Here is a 19,808-nt window from a genome sequence, read left to right on the forward strand (position 1 = left end):
TTAATATACAACTAAAATATGGGGATTTTATGAGGATTTTCTGTTTTTATTATAAATATTACGGATTTATCTTGAAATACATTATAAAAGAGAGTAAATGTTAAATATAACCCCTTTAAGCTCAGAACTTAAAGATTATTCCCACCGCCGCCGAGATGGCGATGAAGGCCACGGGGCTCCATTTCAGCCTCTTCTGGGCCGCGAAGAGGACGACGCCTAAGAGGATCGCCTTCCAGGCCAAGAGGTCCGCAGCCATACCCGTAGAGCGGTATTTATCAAGGTCAAGCAGGGTGACGGCGACGACGTTGACTCCCGAGGCGGCGATCAGCGCGATCGAGGCGGGACGCAGGCCGTAAAAGGCGTCTTTGACGACGGTGCGTTCCTGGAAGTTGTCGAGCAGATTCGCGATCAGCAGGATCACGATTATCGAGGGCAGTACGAGCCCCACGGTCGAGACGACCGCTCCGGGGATTCCCCCGGTCAGGTAGCCCGCGAAGGTCGCCATATTCACCCCGATCGCCCCCGGGGTGGACTCGGAGACGGCGATCATATCGGCGATATCGGTCGCCGTGAACCAGCCGCTCTTCGACGAGAGTGCGTATAGAAAGGGCAGCGTCGCAAGGCCGCCGCCGACGGCGAAGAGGCCGACCTTGAAAAATTCATAGAAGAGCCGCAGCAGGAGGATCATTTTTTACCCCTTATGCGCCGCTGCCAGACGATGCCGAATAGCAGTGCGGCGAGAACGATCACGGCGGGGCTGACGGAGAAGGGCATGAGGGCCGAGCCGGCGCTTAAAACGAAGACCGCCGCGAAGAGCAGCAGCGTCGGGAGGTCGACGACGGAGTTTTTCCAGAGGCGCAGCACCGCGTTCACGATCAGTACGCAGACGCAGACGCGAATACCGGCGAAGGCGCTGCGGACGATTGGGACATGCGCGAAGCTGCGCAGCGAGGCGGCTATCGCAATCAGCAGGACCAGCGGCACGGTGACGAAGCCGAGGGTAGCGATGATCCCGCCTAAAGGGCCGCCCCTCTTATTCCCCACAAAGGTCGAGACGTTGACGGCGATGATTCCGGGCGTGCATTGCCCGATGGCGTAGTAGTCCGTCAGTTCCCTCTCCGTTATCCAGCCGCGCTTTTCAATAAATTCATGGTGCAGGATAGGGTACATCGCAAGGCCGCCGCCGAAGGTCACGCCGCCGATTTTTAAAAATATGATATAAAGCCGTAAAAGGTCTTCCATCCGTACGCTCCCCGAGGTGTTTTTTGCCGGTACAGCCCGCCTCCCGGCGTTAAGTCCGGCGCTTTTATAAAAAGTATCGCCGCAGCCGGAACCGTATAAAGATATGGCGTTGACGTGCGGATGTCAAGGAAAGGTGATATTTTGAAAGGGTGCGGCGCCAGATTTCCAAAGCCTCCGCGGTGTCCAGCTATCTATTATCGCAGACGTTTCCGCCGGCGCGGCCGCCCCGTCCGCCGCCGGTGAGATGAAAGAAAGCGGCGCGGTCCCGAAGGCCGCGCCGCTTATTATCTGTCGCTTATTGTAAGAGCGGTCTTCTATTAGAGGAAGAAGCCCTTGATCTTGAGACCGTCGGCAACGCGTTTGATGGCGACGAGGAAGGCCGCGCGGCGCATCTTCACGTTGTGATCCTTAGCGTAGTCCCAAACTCTCTTGAAGTTGTCCTTCATGATCGGGACGAGGCGGTTATTGTACTCTTCCTCTGTCCAGAAGAATCCGGCGAGGTCCTGTACCCACTCGAAGTATGAACCGATAACGCCGCCGCTGTTGGCGAGGAAGTCGGGAACGACGAGGATGCCGCGTTTGTCAAGGATTGCGTCGCCTTCGGGGCGGATAGGTCCGTTCGCGCCTTCGACGATGTATTTGCACTTGAGTTTGTCGGCGTTCTTGTCGCTGATGACGCCTTCGAGGGCGCAGGGTGAAAGAACGAGGCATTCCTGCTCGAGGATCGCTTCTCCGTCCATTCTGACGAGTCCGGCTTCTTCGTAGCCGTCGAGGATACGCTTCGGGTGCTTCTCAACGTATGCCTTCGCCGCCTTGACGTCGATACCCTTCGGGTTGTAGTAGCCGCCGGTGATGTCGCTGATTCCGACTATCTTCGCTCCGGCTTCCTGGAGGAAGAGGGCGTTGTAGGTTCCGACGTTGCCAAAGCCCTGTACGATGACGGTAGCATCCTTCGGGTCGATGTGCTGGGTTTTGAGCAGTTCAAGAATGCAGGTGGCGACGCCGAGTCCCGTTGCCGCGGTGCGGCCCTTTGAGCCCCAGTAGGCTACGGGTTTGCCGGTCACTACGCCGGGTTCGAGGTGGCCGCGGAGCTTGGAGATAGTGTCCATGATCCAGACCATTTCGGGGCCGCCGGTGTTGACATCGGGAGCGGGGACGTCTGTCCAGTCGCCGATGAAGGGGGCGATGCGGGCCGCGAAGGTACGGGTCATCGTCTCACGCTCGCGCGGTGAGAGTTCGAAGGGATCTACGGAGATTCCGCCCTTGCCTCCGCCGTAAGGGATACCGGCGAGCGAGCACTTCCAGGTCATAAGGCTGGCGAGAGCTTCGCACTCTTCGAGGTTGACGTCGGGGTGGAAGCGAAGTCCGCCCTTGGCGGGTCCGCAGACTGTTGAATGCTGTACGCGATAACCGTTAAAAACTCTTACTGAACCGTCGTCCATCTGGACGGGAATCGAGACGCAGATAGCGCGCTCGGGGCGACTCATTACCTCGACGAGACCGTCTTCAAGTCCCATCTCCTCTGCTGCTGCATAGAAATTCTTCAACGCGGTGTCAAGAAGTACGTTGGTGGAAGTACGTTTCTGTACGGCCATACAAAAAACCCCCTTAGTATATTTGCCCTTGTGGGGCGGTAACGTTAAAATTATATCCCTACGGACAAATTTTATCTTACATAGATATTGTATTCCTGATTAGTTTTCCCGTAAAGGGGTCACAAATAAGGTTATATTTGTGAATTCCAGAAAATACTATAGAATTCACATAATTTCCTCGTAAAACTTAGGGAAGAAAAGAACTATTTGGTTTTATGAACAAAAAGCCTAAAAAAATAACCTTACAAGTATGACCGCGACTACGAGGCCGGGGAGCATATTCATCACACGTATCTTCATAAAGCCCAGCAGGTTGATGCCGATGCCCATAAGCATGAGCCCTCCGGTCGCGCTCATCTCCGTGACGGCCGCCTCGGACATGAACGGCTGTATCCAGCCGGCGGCAAGGGTCAGCACCCCCTGATAGAGAAAGACGGGAATAGCGGAGAAGATCACGCCGAAGCCGAGCGAAGCCGCCATCGCCACGGAGGTGAGGCCGTCGATGAGCCCCTTCGCGAGAAGCAGCGAGGGATAGTCGCCAAGCCCCTCCTCAAAGGCGCCCAGCACCGCCATCGAGCCGGTGCAGTAGATGAGGCTTGTCGTTATAAAGCCGGTGGAAAAGCCCTTCGCACCGTCGCCGATGCGTTTCTCCAGCTTCAGGCTCGCCGCCTCAAGCGCGCCCTCAAGGTTCATCAGCTCGCCGATGAGAGAGCCGAGGGCGATGCTTGCGATGACCACCAGCGGCTGCTGCGTCTTTATCGACATGCCGACGCCGAGCGTCACCACGAAGAGTGCCATCCCCTGGACGGGCAGCTCCATTATCTTTGCCGGGATCTTTTTGCGGAGCAGCAGCCCCGCGAGTGCACCGCATACTATGAAAAGAGCGTTGGCGATACTTCCGAAGAGTGGTATAGAGCTGAATAATTCCAAAATTGATTCCCCGCTTTCATCCTTGCTATTATATAGCATAAAAGATGGGCGGGGAATTGCCGGTTTCCTTTGGAAGATTGGCTATATTGGTTATTTATCTGATGATTATATTATTGCTCCATATTCATTATGAGGCAGGAGTTGTCGTCTGGTACCGACGCCAGCAGCTCCAATGCTTTGTTAAAGAGCCGCTCTCTCCATTCATATTCCTGCTCAGGGGGCAATTCCGGCTTGCCGAATACGTGGCTGATGTTATTTCCTCTAAGAATCCTGCTGCAGCCGGCCCATTCCGATATCTGAGTGAGGTTGGTGACGTGTACGACGGGGATGCCTACGCGTTCGATCTCGCAGGCGATGTAGGCGCCGCATCTGGAGCTTGTACCGCAGGTTGAGGTGAGGATCACGCCGTCGGTCTCGCTTTCACGCAGGGAAACGGCGATTTTGCGGCCGAACTCCTGACTGTTTTCTACGGAGACCATCACACCGGCGGTGGAGTAGAAAGTGTCGGATACTTTGCGGATGCGCCCCGACATCTCCGCTTTGCGCGCCGCGTCAAGCGGTACCAGGCGGTTGGGGTCCTCCGTCACGTATCTATTGTCGTAGCCCTGGTGGCTCACCTCGTATTCCTCGGGCATTAAAGTATCTTTTCCCAAGAAGGAGTAAATGCAGAATTTATCCGAACCGACAGGCGTCATGTTATCGGGATTTCCTCGTGGAACCAGCCCGCCGTCCGTCACAAAGGCGATCTTTGCCTCTGATAATTTTTTTGACAGCGTCGGCATCGGCACCACCTGTGACGGGGAGATACATACTTCGCTGCGGTAGGATTCTCCGTGAAATTTAGCCAGCAACATGTCGATACCCCTGACAGCGGCAGGAGTTTGGTAGTCAATATCCTGGATACCGCACACTGCCGGCTGTTTCTCTCCGTTACTTCTGTGATGTGCTGGATTCCATACAATATCCGCATATTGTTTAGGCAAAGTAATTTCCTCGCAATCTGTCTAACGCCAGAACGCTTATCACTGTACCTCCGATAATAAGCCTGGCCAGTCGTTTCTCTGTCGGTCAGAAAACTAAAATAAGGATTATATAGTCTTTCTCCTCAGATCGAATTCCCATTTTGCTACAGTATACTCTGTCATTTCTGTGGGCTCAAGGGGGAAGGTCAGCCCGGTCTTGACTTTTTTCAGCTTTTCAAAATAGATCATGTAGTTCTCATGCATACCGCCTTTGACCCATTCCATGATGATGCCCACGTAGGCGTACGCTTCAAGGCGGGCCAAAATATATAATTCATCTTCGCCCAGCCTGTATCCTATCTGAGCATACACCGTAAGTATGTGTATCTTCATCAGCTCAAAGTATGATTCTACAAGCGATTCGGAGAGGGAATTTTGTCCTACGTAATGAAAGACCTCCATATAAAATTCACGATTTTCCAGCATATATTTACAAAGGCAGACAAAACCATCCAGATAGCGGTCCGGATCGGAGAAGGTATTGATGACGGGCAGGGTCTCGGAATAAAAGATCCAGTGGATCAGATCGTATTTATCACGGAAATGGTAATAAAAGGCATTCCTGCTGACCCCACATTTAGTGGTAATATCTTTGATCGTTATCTGGCTGAGTCTTTTCTGCACCATCAGTTCTCTCAAGCAGGAGCCCAGCGCAGCCTTCGTAATCTCTGTTTTTGGCATAACGTTCGAGTCCCTTCTCCCGGCGCCATTCCTCAATCGATAACAAAATTATAACATTCTGCATTATAACATTCTGTATTATAACTTTCTGCGACTTTATACCTATATACAGACATTTTTTTATTTTTGTGTGAATGCCACAGCGGCCAATTTCTTAAAAACCGCCGCCGCGGTGGTTTTCCGTTGGCGGCGGTTGAAAACGTCTGCGGTGTCTTGCCGTACCGGTTATTCTTCGATTATGGCATGCTGTCCCTCAGGAGGGGTTTTTTCGAGCATGTGAAGGGCCTGCTCGACTCTTTTTTCTCTGTAGGCTTTTTCGCTGGGCAGAGGAAGGGTTGGATCGCCAAATACATGGAGAACGCTGTTGCCGCGGAGAATACGGTTTGAGCCCATTCCTTCCGCGATCTTTGTCAGGTTTGTCACCTGGATTACCGGAATTCCGGCGCGCTGGATTTCTTTTGTGATCATGGACCCGCCACGACTGCTCGTGCCTCAGGTCGATGTCTCGATCGCGGCGTCGCACATAGCGTCTTTTAGCGCCTTGGCGATTCCTTCACCGAACTCTTTGCATTTTTCCATCGGGGTCATGACTCCCGCCGTCGAATAAAAGACGTCGTCCAGACCGCCGATCACGCCATCTTTCACCATCTTACGCAGGGCGTCGACCGGCACGAGCCGGTTGGGGTCCTGAAGTACGAAGGCGTTATTGTATCCCTGATGGCTGACCTCCCAGTCTTTCGCGTCCAGAGTTTCCATACCGTCGATCGAATAATGCTTGTATGCCTTGGAATTTGTCGGGACCTGATTGTCCGGGTTGCCGGCCGGTACCAGGCCGCCGTCGGTGACCAGCCCAATCTTGCACTGCGAAAGCGGTTTGCTGAGAGAGGGGATCGGTATCTCTTCGTGGTTGGGCATGATAACCTCGGTACGGAATGTCTTTCCGTCGTGCTTTGCCAGCAGCATATCGATACCGCGCTCCGCGGCCGGAGTGGCGTAATCAATGATGACTGCCGGTCCGCTGCCGTGGTAGTGCTCCGCTTTGCCGTCTTGTATCGCGTCGCCCGCGATCAGGCGCTTTGCGAAGCCGGCGATCTGATTTATGACCGACGTCATGTTGCGCGCGTTATTGTCGCTTTGGAGGATATAGCAGCGATTTTTGTAAAGGTCCGTTCCGGGGTTTTCCGCGTAGAGCGCCGTTACGGCGGGAATATCCAACTGTTCCGTGACCGCTGCCGTGGTGGCGCCGCAGCCCAGACCGTAACGTCCGGCGTTGAATCCGGGACCGGCGACGAAGAGGTCCGCCTTCGCGTCGCTTACTATTTTTACGATCTGCGGGAGAATTTCTTCAGTATGCTCCGCGATAGTGTTGTCGCCGCAAATAACGGTCTTAACGATCTCATAATCATCGCCGAGCGCCAGAGCAAGAGCCGCTCCCGGGCCGACGGCGCCGTCTCTTTCGGAGAGGCCTACGCTTGCGGTATCTTCGCCGCCCAGACCCGCGTAAAACTGGTTGATGTAATGAACCACTCTCTTTTTAGTCATTTTTCTGCACCTCTTGCCTGATGTCGCTGTCAGTAGTCATATAGTAATCGCCGAGCTGAGACCATATGCCCTGATAGCAGAAATTTGTCGTATGCTTAAAGGGGCCCCATGGATCTACTCCAAGCAGACAGGGGACGTTTGTTTTTTCGCCGACAAGCCGTTCGACCCGGGGATGGTCGAGATCCCAGTTCCTCCCGCTGTTGATGACGGCGTCGACCTTCGGGTCCGCGATGACCAGCATGTCTCCGGGCTGATCGTTGGAGACAGCCGAAAGGTTCAGCACAGTCGTCATGCCGAGCCGCTGGCACCAGTTGAATGTCAGCGCCGAATCAAGCTGACAGTGGCCCATACCGGATTTGTTGAGCATAACGCAGTCCGCCTGCAGCGTATCTTTGCACAGTGTGGCCGCGATCATCCCCATGGTGTCTTTTGCGTCGATTTTCATCACATTATTGGCGAAGACGACGCCGACGAATTCAAGATCCTTGCCGTGACGCTTCATAAGCTCTTTGATGTAAACTTCGTTTTGCAGATAATAGTTAGGCTCCCAGTAACGCCAGACCATTGCGCCGTCAAGGATTTCCGTGGGCTGCACCATGATCGGCAGGAAGTTAAGGGCGCTCTGTCCGTAGTAAAGAAAGTTCCACGTATCGTGCGAGGCCATGTGTGTAACCAGATAGGCGACTTTGGGGAGTTTTTTCTCTGACGGAATAGGTTCGCGCTCAAAGACTTCGCTCTCATCCGGTTTCATGTTGATCGCCAGTTTTGCGAGATGAACGTTGATTGACAGCGAGGCATGTTTCAGCGCCTCAGCGTAGCTCGCGTCCGAAACGCCCTCGCCCGGCGTCGCGTCCAGGCAGATATGGAAGTGCCTTGAGAAGTTGCTGTATTTGGCGCAGGGGCCCCCCATATCCAGGTAATATTTAATATTGCACTTCGCGTAGTAGATATCGGAGACGACGACTCCCTTAAGGGCTACGGTACGCCCCTCTCCCATCGGAGCCAGCTTGCCCCATATGCCTGGATAGGACTCTTCCGGATGGTCGGCCTTGCAGCGAGGCTGCATGACGTCGTGGATGCCGAGGATACGGCAGCTTTCGCCGGGCCTTACCAACTGGATATCGAGCGAACCGAACAGGTCGCTTGCCGCTGTTTGAAGCAGCTCCTCCTTGTTGATAGTGAGGACGCCGTCCGCCAGGGATGTTTCTCTGCCGAACCTAACGTCGTGAACATTGACATAATCAAGCTGTAGTCTCTTGCCCATATTTCACGCACTTCCCTTCGTTCCAAATTAGATGTTAAATGATGCTTATTGTTGATACGCTTGCGTGTCTGTGCTATTTTTAATAACCTGCGCGTTCCTGCGCGGGGTAGGACTTACCACCCTATGGCTCCGTCTTGTGCAAGATCTTTGTCATCCGCTCCGGCGATGGCGTTTGAAAGCGCCTCTATCATCCTATCACGATCCCGCGGCAGCATCCCTTTTACGGGGACGGAGTTTGAAACGTGTGTGCCGACAAACAGGCAGGGAGCGTGCGTTTTGGAGATCGTTTCAAGCAGCAGCCGTTCTTCCTCAAGCGCCTGCCGCGGCGTCAGCGGCCGGAAACTGCCGGAGGCGGCTTCGCCCGCAAGCGGTGTGCCCGCCATTGGAGTCAGCGTCATTACCCTGATAGATATTGGATTGACTTCGTTATACAGAGCTGCCGTATCCAACGCGTTCTGCCGCCACATTTCCTCGCCTCCAAGCCCGAGAATGGAGCTGAGTCCGTAGCTGAGCCCTACCCTGCCGAGCCGGTGGAGTGCCGCGACGATCTCCTCCGGCGTTTCGCCTTTGCGGCAGTATTCAAGAATCCGCGCGTTTCCGGATTCTACTCCGATATAGAGAGTGTCCAGTCCGTTACGCCGCAGCTCTTCCAACTGCTCATCGGTCTTCTGTGTAACGTCGTCTGCCCTGGCGTACATTGAGAACTGCGTAACGCCTGGAAGATAACGGCGGACCAGACGGAAGATATCCGTCAGATAACGGCTTTTAAAGGCCAGGACGTTGCCGCCCAGAAGAAACATCCGCGTCGCCCGCTCTCCCTGGGCAGCGAGCTCTTCCAGATTCTCGCAGAGCATCTCCGGTGAGAGAAGCTGCAGCGGCGTCTTTCCGTCGGAGTAGCGGCAGAAGGTACATCTTCCGTAGCTGCAGCCGAGGGATATTTCCAGTAACGCGCTCCCGTTTTCAAGCGGCGGACGATAAACTGTTTCTTCCAATGTTGCCATGACAAGTCCCTGCCTTTACCGTTATCCTCAGTCCGGTGTCTTTCACGCGCCGTCTGAGGCCATATATTTATTAAACGCCCTGTTCCCTGGCCTTCTTTGGGCTGGGGAGTGTGCATACGAGTCCGATGCCGATCAGCGAAACGACGCCCGCGCAGATGAAGGCGGTGGAAGTACCGACGACCTTTGCCATCAAGGAGGCTCCGATAGAGCCCAGACCAAAGCCTATCATTGTCAGTGAGAGTATCGTGCCGACATTCTTGGTACCGAATCTGTCAGCGGCGATCGGTGCGAAGCAGGCCTGCGTACCGCCGTATGAAAAGCTGAGGAGACAGAAACAGAGCACATATAGATTGCCGGTTGAGATCGTCAGCATTGCGACTCCGAGCGCCGTGATCAGGAAGCTGACGGCGAAGGCGGATTTGCGGCCAATCTTGTCGCTGACCGTGGGGATCACGAAGCGCCCTCCAACCTGACAGAGCGACGTCGCGCTTACGCCGAGTGTAGCCATCGCGGCAGTCAGCCCTCTGTCCGCGCCGTAGCTGACGAAGATCGCGCTCAGCAGCAGATAAGCCGGGACGGCGCAGAAATAAAGCCCCATCAGCGTCCAGAATTCCTTTACGTGGAAGACCTCGCCCACCTCATACTGCTTCTTCGTGGTAACGATGGCTCCCGTCCCCGTGTAATCGGACATATAGTCTTTAGGCGGATTTTTCATCGTCAGGGTGCCAAAGATCCCCACCGCGGCATATACCATCGCCACCGCCATAAAGGATTTTGAAAAACCGTAATTTCTCAGCCACTGACTCACGATGGGGCTGAATACCGTGGCTGAGAGTCCCAGCATCGCCAGCGTCAGTCCCGAGGCCAGCCCCTTTTTGTCCACAAACCACTTGGGCATCAGAGAGACGATGACATTGTAGACGATACCGTCGCCGATGCCAAAGAGACCGCCAAAGGTGATGAACATCGCCCAGAACATGTCCGAGGGAAGGATGGCGGTGAGCAGCCAGCCAAGGACCATGAGAATATAGCCGACGACAAGGGTCAGCTTGACAGTGGTTTTCTGCTGCATACGCCCGCCAACGAAGTTGCCGACGCAGAAGACGGCGATGAAAATTGTGAACGGAAGGCTCGCGCTGGGTGAATCCACGCTGAAATGTTTCATCACGTATGGCTGAAAGAGGCTGTATGTATAACATACGCCCATAATCAGCATGCAGATCATGCCGAAGAATAAAATGGCCCATCTGTTTGTATTAGTGCTGTCTTTCACAAAGAACACTCCTTAATAGAACCAGAATTTTGACTTATTGCCACATTAAGAAAACTTGAGAAAAATATAAGCAGGAAAGACGGCGTGTTTTTACCATTTACCTATCCGTGCCGTCGAAGAAGTTCCCTCCTTTCCTGTACCAGACTAATATAAAGAAACCATATGCGGTATTGACAAAGAAAGAACGATGCACAAAAAGCAGACAAATAGTCTGTTTTGCCAAGAAGTTTTTTAGAGAATATTTGTTTTTTGATGCGCGACAATGGATATAGAAACAAAATAAAAACTTCCCGGCCAGGCTGCGGGCCTATCGGGAAGTTCAGGAAAAATTTACCGGATAGCAGCGCCGGCGGGCTATACCAGCAGTCCCTTTTCCTTAAGTATGTCGATAAGGTGTTCCCTGGCGGCGCGGTCGGCCTCTTCGATGAGCTCCGGCTTGTGCGCGGCGATGTATTTTGCCGCCTTCCCCGTGTCTCCGCCGAGCGCCAGGTCGTTATAGAGCGCGCCGACCAGTCTTTCGAGCGGTTTGGGCACGGAGATATCCTTCTCCAGGCTGCGGCTGTGAAGGGAGCTCTCCAATACCTGAAAAAGGCCGGTAAGGTTGTCAGTGTCGACGGACATCTCTCCGGCGAAATTTTCCGCGTCGGAGCCGTTGTCAAAGACATCCGCCTCGGTGACGCGCCCCTCGTCTATTCTCGTTACGACCCATACGCGCCTGCGCGGGCTTTCGTTCATAAAAATCCCTCCCTGTCCTTTGCTTACCTCTACTATAGGAAAAATCAAATATGGCCGGAGGGTAAAAATAACGATAAACGGCGGCGGTTTAGGCCGGTTTCGGCAGCCGTCCGCTTTGACTTTTATGTGTGATTAATTTATAATCATGATTATAATAAGAAAAAGAATCCTGCTGCTGTCTTAAGAAAAGGAGGGTACGCGGTTGGATATTCAAACGCTGAGCATAAAAAAGAGACGAGTCATGACCTATTTCATCGAAGCGGCGCGGCAGCTGATGTCCTCCGAGGGCATACAGGCGCTTTCGATAAGGGGAATTGCGGAGATCGCGGGTTACAACAGCGCGACGCTCTACAATTATTTCGAGGATCTGCAGCATCTGACGCTTTTTGCCTCGATGTCTTATCTGCGGGACTACGTCTCCGCGCTGAGCGGCAATTTGAAGCCGCCGATGAGCTCGCTCGAGCGTTACCGTCTCATTTACGAGACCTTCGACCACTTCGCCTTCCGCTCTCCGGAGATATTTTACAATATGTTTTTTGGACGCCAGCGCTCGAAACTTCCCGAGGTGACGGTGCAGTATTACACGCTCTTTCCCGACGAGCTGAAGGAGCACTCGCCCGCGGTCCGCAAAATGCTGCTGCAGGGAGATATGTACCTGCGGGACAAGCCGATCGTGGAGGAGCTGGTGAGGGACGGCTTTGTAAAGCCGGAGAATGCCGCGTATCTCGCCGCCATAGTGCCGCGGCTCAACCAGACCTATCTCCATGAGCTGGCTAACGGCGAATGTATCGACCCGGAGGAGCAGCACAGACGCTTCATCGCCGCCTTCGATTACCTGCTTGAAACGGCAAAATAAAACGAAAGAGGGGGTACGTCATGCTTTCTGATAAGACGAAGTCACTTGAGGAATGGGCAGTTTACCACTTCACGAAGCTTTGCGGCATTCCGCACGGCAGTTTCAACGAAAAAGGGATCAGCAATTATCTCTGCGAATGGGCGCGCGGGCTTGGGCTGCGGGCCGTTCAGGACGAACATCTTAACGTCGTGGTCTACAAAGAGGCCTCGCCCGGTAAGGAGAGGGCTGGGGCCGTGCTGCTCCAGGCCCACATCGACATGGTCTGCGAAAAGGCCCCCGATTATCAGCATGATTTTAGAAAGGACCCCATTCCCTATCAGATAGAGGGCGACATCATCTCCACCGGCGGTAAGACGACGCTCGGCGCCGATGACGGCATCGGCGTGGCCCTGATAATGGCTGTTCTTGAGTCGGAGGGGCTGGCGCATCCGCGCCTTGAAGCGGCCTTCACGACGGCGGAGGAGGAGGATCTGAGCGGCGCGCTTTCGATCGACGGCGCTCTTTTCACCGCGCGCCGGATGATAAACATTGACCATGTGGCCGACAACGAAGTTGTGCTGGGGAGCTGCGGCGGGATGGCCGCCGAGATCGCGCTGCCGGTCGAAAGGGTGCCGCTGCCCGGCGGATATATATGCCGTTCGGTGGCGCTTTCAGGACTGCCGGGAGGACATTCAGGCGAAAATATCCACTGCGGCAACGGCAACGCCATCGTTCTGATTGGCCGTATCCTTCGGCGCTGCGAGCCGCTGGGCGCGCTGATCGCCGACATCTCCGGCGGCAGCTTCCGTACCGCGATACCGCGCGAGGCCTCCGTTACAGTCGCCGTCCCTCGGGAAAATTGCGCGGCCTTCGATTTGATGCTCGAGGAGATCGGCAGGGAGTTTAAGGAGGAATATTTGGCGGCCGCGCCGGAGCTGCGGCTCTCCGCCGCGGAGGCCGCGGCCTCGCAGGTTCTCTCCGCCGCAAGCACGAAGCGGCTTATCCATGCGCTCTGCCTCTCACCGGACGGCATATCGGCGATGAGCGACAGGATGGCGCATATCGTCGAAAGCTCGGACAATCTCGGCGAACTGCATCTTGAGGAAGATGTTTGCCGGATCATCTATGAGATACGCTCCACATACCCCTCTACGGCTTCGTTCATCGCGGACAAGATTGCCCTGATTGGCGAACTGCTGGGCGGCGAATTCCGCACCTTTGGCCGCTATCCGGGCTGGAGTTATGATCCCGGCTCAAAGATGAAGGAAATATCCAACCGTGTCTACGTGGAGGAGTTCGGAGAGGAACAGAAAAACGTCGTGCTGCACGCGGGACTCGAATGCGGCTGTTTCTACGACGCGATACCCGGTCTCGACGCGATCTCCGTCGGCCCTAATACGTGGAGCCTCCACTCACCCTCCGAGCATATGAGCATTTCGTCGGTCGGGAAGATGGCGGGGTTTCTTGCCAAACTTCTCGAAGAGCTAGCCTTGGATAATTAGAAGATAAGAGAAACGATAAAAAATCTAAAAACAGCCGAAGCCCCGCTATCCTATAGAGAACGGGGCTCAGGCTGTTTTCTTTCTCCTTGCAGCGCAAAAAAGGCTGGACATTTTCGTCCGGCCGGAGATATTTTTAGAATGGGCCGAAGCCGGTCATAACCGCGATAATCAGAGAGGCGAAGGCGATGAGGCACCAGATGCCGAATAGGGGCAGCAGCCACTTGACCCATTTCCCGTAAGGGATCTTGGCCATCGCGAGCGCCGCGATGACTTCGCCGCTGGTCGGCGCAAGCACGTTCGTAAAGGAGTCGCCCATCTGGAAGGCCAGCACCGCGGTCTGGCGTGTGACGCCGATGACGTCGGCCAGCGGGGCCATGATCGGCATCGTGATCGCCGCCTGTCCCGAACCGGAGGGGACGAGGACGTTGAAGACGTCCTGAACGACGAACATCGCGCAGGCGCTTATCGCCGGCGGAAGGCCGTTGAGCAGCCGCGACAGGGAATGGATTATCGTATCCATGATCGAGGCGTTCTCCGTGATGATGATGACCGCGTTGCAAAGGCCGATGACCATGCAGGCGAAGAGCATATTGTCGCAGCCTTTGAGGAACGAATCGGCGATCTCGCCGGGTCTCAGCCCGCCGACGACACCGGCGACGATGCCGACGATTACGAAGAGCGCGGCCAGCTCGTCAATGTAGAAGCCGAGCTTGAGTACGCCGTAGACGAGCACCGCGATGGCGGCGACGAATGTCAGCAGCACGAGCTTGTGGCGCGTCGTCATCCCCTGGCTCTGGGCCTCGGCGATAGTGGCGTGGGTATGGCTGTTATATTCGAGGTCTATCTCATGAACGGCGCTGAGTTCGGGGTTCTTCTTGATCTTGCGCGCGTAAAGCACGACATAGATGATGCTTGCAGTTATCAGCGCGATAAAGACCCCGGCGCGGAAGACGATGCCGGAGAACATCGGCAGCCCCGATATCCCCTGCGCGACGCCGACGGTGAATGGATTCGTCATCGCCCCCGCGTAGCCTGAAGCCGCGGCGCAGAAGACGACGCCGATCGCCGTCAGCGAGTCAAAGCCCATCGCGACGCAGACCGCGACCATCAAAGGCACAAAGACCAGATATTCTTCAAAATTGCCGGCAAAGGCCGAGCCGCAGCCGAAGATCACCATACAGACCGGGATGACGACGAGCTCGCGCCCTCCCATCTTCTTGACGACGGAGGCGAGGCAGGCGTTCATCGCGCCGGTCGCCTCGATAACTCCGAAGGCGCCGCCGACGAGGAAGAGGAAGAAGATGATATAGGCGGCCCTCTGCATGCCAAGCGTTATCGACATGAAGAATTCAAAAAATCCTACGGGATGCTGGGCGATATACTTGAAGCTCTGCGGGTTGACGACCTCTCTCTCCGTCGTCGGGTCCAAAACGCGTTCATATACTCCGGCGGGGACGACATATGTCGCGATTGCCGCGATCACGAGGATGATGGCAAGTAAGACGATGGGGTTCAATGCTTTCAGCTTAGATTTTTTCTCTGCGGTATTTTCCACGGTGTAACCTCCCTTTAAGTATATTCCAAATTAAAATATAAAGCTTATACCTGCTCTGCCGGTCTCTCCCCTCCTATTAATAAACTTTGAAAGCGCGCTGAAATTTCTCTAAGTAAAATTGCTGACGATATCTTAATCAAGATTATAAAATAATCGTGTTTGGATGTCAATTTAGAATAATAAGATAAGTATTTTGTTTTTAATATCGGCATATTATGGCTGACCGCTTGGGCGTAAGCGCTTAACGGCGGCAGCTGCCTCCTGAGGTTCGGGATAGTGTTTTATTATTGCTCCTTGACAAAGCGGCGGCCGCGCCGTTAGAATGTTTGAAACTCTATTTTATCGGGAGGGCTTTGCGTGAGAAACTTTTCATATATGCAGATGTGCATGATGATGTGCGATAGCGGCAGAGCCACTCTGAGACAGTAGACGAAAATTTTCGTAATCTGTTCAGCAGGCTCTGCTTTTTTAAGCAGAGCCTTTTTTATTACACTAAGGGGGATATTTTGATGGATGATAATAAAAAACGCGGTTTTATGACTAAGGCGCTCCACTCGGGCTGGAGCTGCGATTCGGCGACGGGAGCGGCGGGGCTGCCGATCTATGCCTCCTCTGCCTTCCAGTTCCACGACAGCGCCCATGCCGCGGGGCTCTTCAACCTTGAAGAGGATGGTTTTATCTACTCGCGGCTGGCCAATCCGACCGTTCAGGCCTTTGAAGCGGGGCTGAACGCCCTCGAGGGCGGTGTGGGGACGCTGGCCACCTCCTCGGGGCAGGCGGCCTTCGCCCATCTTATCACGGCGCTCTGCTCATCCGGCACGAATCTGGTCGTCTCGCGCAAGGTCTACGGCGGAACGCTGACGCTGCTGCAGAATATCTTCTCGCGCTTCGGCGTGGAGACGATCCTCGTCGACAGCGACCACCCCTGCCAGGTGGAACAGGCGGTCAATGACGAGACGCGCGGCATCATCACCGAGATCATCGGCAACCCGATGATGAATGTCGCGCCGCTGGAGGCGCTTTCGCGCATCGCGCGCCGTCAGGGAGTGCCGCTCATCATCGACAACACCTTCGCGACGCCCGCGCTCTGCCGTCCCATCGAATGGGGAGCGCACGTAGTAGTCTATTCGACGACGAAATATATCTCGGGCAACGGCAACCTCATCGGCGGCGCCGTCGTCGACGGAGGCAACTTTGACTGGGCCGCCTATCCCGACAAATTCCCCGAACTTGCGAAGCCAGACAGGGCATATCATGACATCGTATTTACCGAGCGTTTCGGCAAGGCGGCGCTTGCCGCGAAGCTCCACGCCGCGATCCTGCGCGACCTTGGCGGCTGTCCCTCGGCCTTTGACGCCTATCTGCTGCACCTCTCGCTCGGCACGCTCGGCCTGCGCATGGAGCGTCACAGCGCGAACGGCCTTGCGGTGGCGCGTTTCCTCGAGGATCATCCGATGGTTGAGTGGGTCAGCTATCCGGGGCTTGCCAGCCACCCGCAGAACGACATGGTGAAGGTCTACCTCAAAGACGGCTGCGGCGGCATGATCGCCTTCGGCGTCAAGGGGGGCGTGGAGGCGGGGCGCAAGCTCGTCGACAGCCTCTCTCTCATCGGCCACATGGCGAACCTCGGCGAGTCGCGCACGCTGATAATCCATCCCGCCAGTACGACTCACAGCCAGCTGACGACGGCCCAGCGCGCGGCGGCTGGACTCTCGGACGGCCTGCTGCGCCTCTCGGTCGGCATAGAAAATGTGGAAGACATTATCGCGGACCTTGAAAAGGGTCTTGAGGCGGCGGGAAAATAACGATGAAAGAGGAGACAGGCTCCGTCGCGCTGCAAAATATAACGCTGCCCTCCGGCGCCTTCTTTGAGAGGCTGGAGCAGGTATACAGCCGCTACGGCGAAGCGGATGCGGACGGCGCGAACGTCATTCTCGTCTGTCACGCTCTGACCGGCAGCCACCGGCTCGCGGGCGAGAGACGCCCCGGCGAGCCGGAGCCCTGGTGGGGCGCCGTCGTCGGCGACGGCAAGGCGCTGGATACGCGCAAATACTGCGTCATTTGTTTCAATAACCTCGCAAGCCCCTACGGCAGCACCTCGCCGCTCTTTGAAAATCCCGCGGACGGCAGACGCTGGGCGATGAGATTTCCTATCCTCTCGCCGCGCGACACGGCCTTCGCGCAGAGGGAGGCGCTGCGCGCGCTGGGGATAGAGCGGCTGTACGCCGTCATCGGCGGCTCGCTCGGCGGCATGATCGGCCTGGAATACGCCGTCTCCTTCCCCGAAGATGTGCCGCGCTGCGCGCTGATCGCCGCGCCCGACCGCCTCTATCCGCAGGCGATCGCCTTCAACGCCGTGCAGCGGCAGAGCATCAAAAGCGATCCCCTCTGGGCGGACGGCGACTACGAGGGCGCGGGGCCGGTGAACGGCCTCGCGGCGGCGCGGATGCTCGCAATGATAACCTACAAGAGCGAGCAGTCCTTTTCCCACCGCTACATGCGCGAAATGGCGCAGGGCTCCACGCGCGACTGGGACGGACAGTTCCAGGTCGAAAGCTACCTCCATTACCACGGCGAAGAGATCGTCAAGCGTTTCGACGCCAACTGTTATCTTTATTTGACGAAGATGATGGATCTGCATGATATCGGCGCGGGGCGCGGCGGCCTCGACGAGGGCTGGAAACGTTTCGCGGGGCACAGACTGCTCGGCCTCGGTATATTGAGCGACATGCTGTTTCCCAACTGGCAGGTGGAGGAGGCGGTGCGCGCCGCCGCGAAAAACGGCGTCGCCGCCTATTATGAGGAGATAGAGAGCGAAAATGGCCACGACGCCTTCCTGATCGACTTTGACCAGGTCGACGACTATCTGCGGTCGTTTTTACAATAGAGAGACAGTCAAAAATAAACGGAGGGGCCGCGGTTCACATCGCGGCCCCTCCGTTGTTATGTAAAAGTTAGAAATACAGGTCCTGCGCGCCCTCTTCGAGCTGATGCAGGCGCTCCTTCGTCAGCGTCTTTATCTTATCGCTTGGTATTTTTTCGACCTCTCCGGCGATGACCTTTTCGCCGAGCTCCTTCAAATGGTCGGAGCCGTATCCGATCAGATACTCCTTGAAGGTGAGCAGGGCGTTTGGCTGGCAGATGTTGCGGATCTGTCCCGACTTCGCGAGAGACATGAAGCGGTCGCCGGTGCGCCCCTGGCGGTAGCAGGCCGTGCAGTAGCTGGGGATATAGCCGTCCTCGCAGAGCCAGGTCAGCACCTCGTCCGGGGTGCGTTCATCGGAGACCTTGAACTGCGCCGTGTCCGGCTGTTCCGGCTGACCGATCTCCTTGTGATAGCCGCCGATGCCGGTGCACGAGCCGGCGCTCACCTGGGAGATGCCGAGGTCGAGCGCTATGCGCCGCGTCTCCGGCGTCTCGCGTGTCGAGAGGATCATCCCCGTGTAGGGGGTGGCGACGCGGATGACGGCGATGATGCGCAGGAACTGTTCGTCGGTGGGAAGATAGGGGAACTTCTCCATATCGACGCCCTCGGCCTCGCGCATGCGCGGCACGGAAATCGTATGCGGCCCGACGCCGCACATCTTTTCCAGCGACTCCGCGTAGAGCAGCTGGGCGACCGTCTCATATTTATAATCGTAAAGCCCGTAGAGCACGCCCGTGCCGACGTCATCGATGCCGCCCTCCTGCGCGCGGTGCAGTGCCGTCGTATGCCAGTCGTAGTTGCTCTTCGGCCCCTTCGGGTGCATCTTCGCGTAGGTGGGACGGTGGAAGGTCTCCTGGAAGAGGATGAAGGTCCCGATATCCGCGGCCTTCAGCCGCCGGTATTCCTCGACGGTGGTCGCCGCGATGTTGACGTTGATGCGGCGTATCGAATCGCCGCGGCTGTTCTTATAGGCGTAGACGCGTTTCATACACTCAATGATGTAGTCGAGGGGGATATTTACGGGGTCCTCTCCGGCCTCCATCGCGATACGCTTGTGGCCGAGGGCGAGGATCGCGTCGGCCTCCTGATCGATCTCCTCCATCGTCAGCTTCTTGCGGCACATCGCGTTATTACCGGCGTGGAAGCCGCAGTAAACGCAGCCGTTGATACAGTGGTTAGCAACATAGAGCGGCGCGAAGAGCACGATGCGTCTGCCGTAGATGCGCTCCTTGATCTCCTTCGCAAGCGCGTAAAGCTCATGTTCCAGCTGCGGGTCGTCGATCTCCAGCAGCACCGCCGCCTCACGGTGGGTGAGGCCGTTGCAGGAGCGCGCCTTGTCGAGAATGGCGCGTACCGCGCCCGCATCCTTTGCGGTTTCTTTTGCCTCCGCAAGCGAACTTAATATCTCAGCGTCGTCAATGAAAGATGAATCCTGAAACTCCGTTTTGCTGTACATATTCGATCATCCTTTCTCTCCGCGCAGATCGTTCCGCCGCGGACAGTAATGTGATTTGATGTGTGCCCCTCCTTACGGAAAAAACCGCAGAGACGGGATATTACCTGAATTTATTCTATTTTAACAGCAAGTGACGGGGATAACAAGGTGTGAAACAGATAGATTGTTATTTTGTGTCGGATCATTAAACATATGTTAATATCTTGACTTAAAAATCTTCTTCATGACTTCCAATGGTGACTTTTATAT

General features: G+C 55.6%; 18 protein-coding genes. 4 read left to right on the plus strand and 14 right to left on the minus strand.

Annotated features, from left to right (window positions below; translation table 11 throughout):
* Positions 1-121: 121 nt before the first annotated feature.
* The 12 genes from LIO98_RS01415 to LIO98_RS01470 form a co-directional block, all read right to left on the minus strand.
* A complete protein-coding gene (locus tag LIO98_RS01415; RefSeq protein WP_291952594.1) occupies positions 122-688 on the minus strand; it encodes a chromate transporter in 567 nt (188 codons plus the stop codon).
* Positions 685-1,242, minus strand: coding sequence for a chromate transporter (locus LIO98_RS01420; RefSeq protein WP_291952596.1), 558 nt, complete (start codon positions 1,240-1,242; stop codon positions 685-687). The genes LIO98_RS01415 and LIO98_RS01420 overlap by 4 nt, the downstream gene beginning before the upstream one ends.
* Before the next feature lie 317 nt (positions 1,243-1,559).
* Complete coding sequence (locus tag LIO98_RS01425; protein WP_291952598.1) at positions 1,560-2,837, minus strand: Glu/Leu/Phe/Val dehydrogenase; 1,278 nt, start codon at positions 2,835-2,837, stop codon at positions 1,560-1,562.
* Positions 2,838-3,065: 228 nt separating this feature from the next.
* Complete coding sequence (locus tag LIO98_RS01430; RefSeq protein ID WP_291952600.1) at positions 3,066-3,767, minus strand: DUF554 domain-containing protein; 702 nt, start codon at positions 3,765-3,767, stop codon at positions 3,066-3,068.
* Between the two features lie 110 nt (positions 3,768-3,877).
* Positions 3,878-4,678, minus strand: coding sequence for a glycine/betaine/sarcosine/D-proline family reductase selenoprotein B (locus LIO98_RS01435; RefSeq protein WP_291952602.1), 801 nt, complete (start codon positions 4,676-4,678; stop codon positions 3,878-3,880).
* 177 nt (positions 4,679-4,855) lie between these two features.
* Positions 4,856-5,470 (minus strand): TetR/AcrR family transcriptional regulator C-terminal domain-containing protein, encoded by a 615-nt coding sequence (locus tag LIO98_RS01440; protein ID WP_291952603.1) that lies wholly within the window; start codon positions 5,468-5,470, stop codon positions 4,856-4,858.
* A gap of 225 nt (positions 5,471-5,695) precedes the next feature.
* A complete protein-coding gene (locus LIO98_RS01445) occupies positions 5,696-5,938 on the minus strand; it encodes a hypothetical protein (RefSeq protein WP_084002522.1) in 243 nt (80 codons plus the stop codon).
* Positions 5,939-5,962: 24 nt separating this feature from the next.
* Positions 5,963-7,012 carry a glycine/betaine/sarcosine/D-proline family reductase selenoprotein B gene (locus LIO98_RS01450; protein WP_291952608.1) on the minus strand — a complete coding sequence of 350 codons (1,050 nt, stop codon included), beginning with the start codon at positions 7,010-7,012 and terminating at the stop codon, positions 5,963-5,965.
* On the minus strand, positions 7,005-8,276 hold the full coding sequence (locus tag LIO98_RS01455; protein ID WP_291952610.1) for a glycine/sarcosine/betaine reductase component B subunit: 1,272 nt from the start codon (positions 8,274-8,276) through the stop codon (positions 7,005-7,007). Before LIO98_RS01455 ends, LIO98_RS01450 begins: the two co-directional genes overlap by 8 nt.
* A gap of 113 nt (positions 8,277-8,389) precedes the next feature.
* Positions 8,390-9,277 carry a radical SAM protein gene (locus LIO98_RS01460; protein WP_291952612.1) on the minus strand — a complete coding sequence of 296 codons (888 nt, stop codon included), beginning with the start codon at positions 9,275-9,277 and terminating at the stop codon, positions 8,390-8,392.
* A gap of 70 nt (positions 9,278-9,347) precedes the next feature.
* Positions 9,348-10,550, minus strand: a complete 1,203-nt coding sequence (locus tag LIO98_RS01465; RefSeq protein WP_291952614.1) for an OFA family MFS transporter — start codon at positions 10,548-10,550, stop codon at positions 9,348-9,350.
* A gap of 354 nt (positions 10,551-10,904) precedes the next feature.
* Positions 10,905-11,285: a hypothetical protein gene (locus LIO98_RS01470; RefSeq protein WP_276795923.1), complete on the minus strand. Its 381-nt coding sequence runs from the start codon at positions 11,283-11,285 to the stop codon at positions 10,905-10,907.
* A gap of 202 nt (positions 11,286-11,487) precedes the next feature.
* Between LIO98_RS01470 and LIO98_RS01475 the strand changes: the two genes are divergently transcribed.
* A complete protein-coding gene (locus LIO98_RS01475) occupies positions 11,488-12,141 on the plus strand; it encodes a TetR/AcrR family transcriptional regulator (protein ID WP_276795925.1) in 654 nt (217 codons plus the stop codon).
* A 20-nt stretch (positions 12,142-12,161) separates the two neighbouring features.
* On the plus strand, positions 12,162-13,622 hold the full coding sequence (gene pepD / locus LIO98_RS01480) for a beta-Ala-His dipeptidase (protein WP_291952620.1): 1,461 nt from the start codon (positions 12,162-12,164) through the stop codon (positions 13,620-13,622).
* Positions 13,623-13,755: 133 nt separating this feature from the next.
* On the opposite strand, the gene LIO98_RS01485 is transcribed toward pepD, so the two are convergent.
* Positions 13,756-15,177: an SLC13 family permease gene (locus tag LIO98_RS01485; RefSeq protein ID WP_291952621.1), complete on the minus strand. Its 1,422-nt coding sequence runs from the start codon at positions 15,175-15,177 to the stop codon at positions 13,756-13,758.
* A 509-nt stretch (positions 15,178-15,686) separates the two neighbouring features.
* Here LIO98_RS01485 and LIO98_RS01490 point away from each other — a divergent pair.
* A complete protein-coding gene (locus LIO98_RS01490) occupies positions 15,687-16,982 on the plus strand; it encodes an O-acetylhomoserine aminocarboxypropyltransferase/cysteine synthase family protein (protein ID WP_291952623.1) in 1,296 nt (431 codons plus the stop codon).
* A 2-nt stretch (positions 16,983-16,984) separates the two neighbouring features.
* Complete coding sequence (locus tag LIO98_RS01495; protein WP_291952625.1) at positions 16,985-18,064, plus strand: homoserine O-acetyltransferase; 1,080 nt, start codon at positions 16,985-16,987, stop codon at positions 18,062-18,064.
* Between the two features lie 67 nt (positions 18,065-18,131).
* Here the strand turns inward: LIO98_RS01495 and hydG are convergent, their stop codons facing one another.
* Entirely contained in the window at positions 18,132-19,559 is a 1,428-nt protein-coding gene (hydG, locus tag LIO98_RS01500) for a [FeFe] hydrogenase H-cluster radical SAM maturase HydG (protein ID WP_291952627.1), read from the minus strand.
* Positions 19,560-19,808 lie beyond the last annotated feature (249 nt).

Origin of the sequence: Cloacibacillus sp. (assembly GCF_020860125.1) — a bacterium.
Taxonomy (GTDB): Bacteria; Synergistota; Synergistia; order Synergistales; family Synergistaceae; genus Cloacibacillus.

What these genes read in the sequence shown, in the direction of transcription:
- LIO98_RS01415 (WP_291952594.1), bottom strand. Translation starts at nt 688, where the DNA reads ATGATCCTCCTGCTGCGGCTCTTCTATGAATTTTTCAAGGTCGGCCTC.
- LIO98_RS01420 (WP_291952596.1), bottom strand. Translation starts at nt 1,242, where the DNA reads ATGGAAGACCTTTTACGGCTTTATATCATATTTTTAAAAATCGGCGGC.
- LIO98_RS01425 (WP_291952598.1), bottom strand. Translation starts at nt 2,837, where the DNA reads ATGGCCGTACAGAAACGTACTTCCACCAACGTACTTCTTGACACCGCG.
- LIO98_RS01440 (WP_291952603.1), bottom strand. Translation starts at nt 5,470, where the DNA reads ATGCCAAAAACAGAGATTACGAAGGCTGCGCTGGGCTCCTGCTTGAGA.
- LIO98_RS01445 (WP_084002522.1), bottom strand. Translation starts at nt 5,938, where the DNA reads ATGATCACAAAAGAAATCCAGCGCGCCGGAATTCCGGTAATCCAGGTG.
- LIO98_RS01450 (WP_291952608.1), bottom strand. Translation starts at nt 7,012, where the DNA reads ATGACTAAAAAGAGAGTGGTTCATTACATCAACCAGTTTTACGCGGGT.
- LIO98_RS01455 (WP_291952610.1), bottom strand. Translation starts at nt 8,276, where the DNA reads ATGGGCAAGAGACTACAGCTTGATTATGTCAATGTTCACGACGTTAGG.
- LIO98_RS01460 (WP_291952612.1), bottom strand. Translation starts at nt 9,277, where the DNA reads ATGGCAACATTGGAAGAAACAGTTTATCGTCCGCCGCTTGAAAACGGG.
- LIO98_RS01470 (WP_276795923.1), bottom strand. Translation starts at nt 11,285, where the DNA reads ATGAACGAAAGCCCGCGCAGGCGCGTATGGGTCGTAACGAGAATAGAC.
- pepD (WP_291952620.1), top strand. Translation starts at nt 12,162, where the DNA reads ATGCTTTCTGATAAGACGAAGTCACTTGAGGAATGGGCAGTTTACCAC.
- LIO98_RS01490 (WP_291952623.1), top strand. Translation starts at nt 15,687, where the DNA reads ATGGATGATAATAAAAAACGCGGTTTTATGACTAAGGCGCTCCACTCG.
- LIO98_RS01495 (WP_291952625.1), top strand. Translation starts at nt 16,985, where the DNA reads ATGAAAGAGGAGACAGGCTCCGTCGCGCTGCAAAATATAACGCTGCCC.
- hydG (WP_291952627.1), bottom strand. Translation starts at nt 19,559, where the DNA reads ATGTACAGCAAAACGGAGTTTCAGGATTCATCTTTCATTGACGACGCT.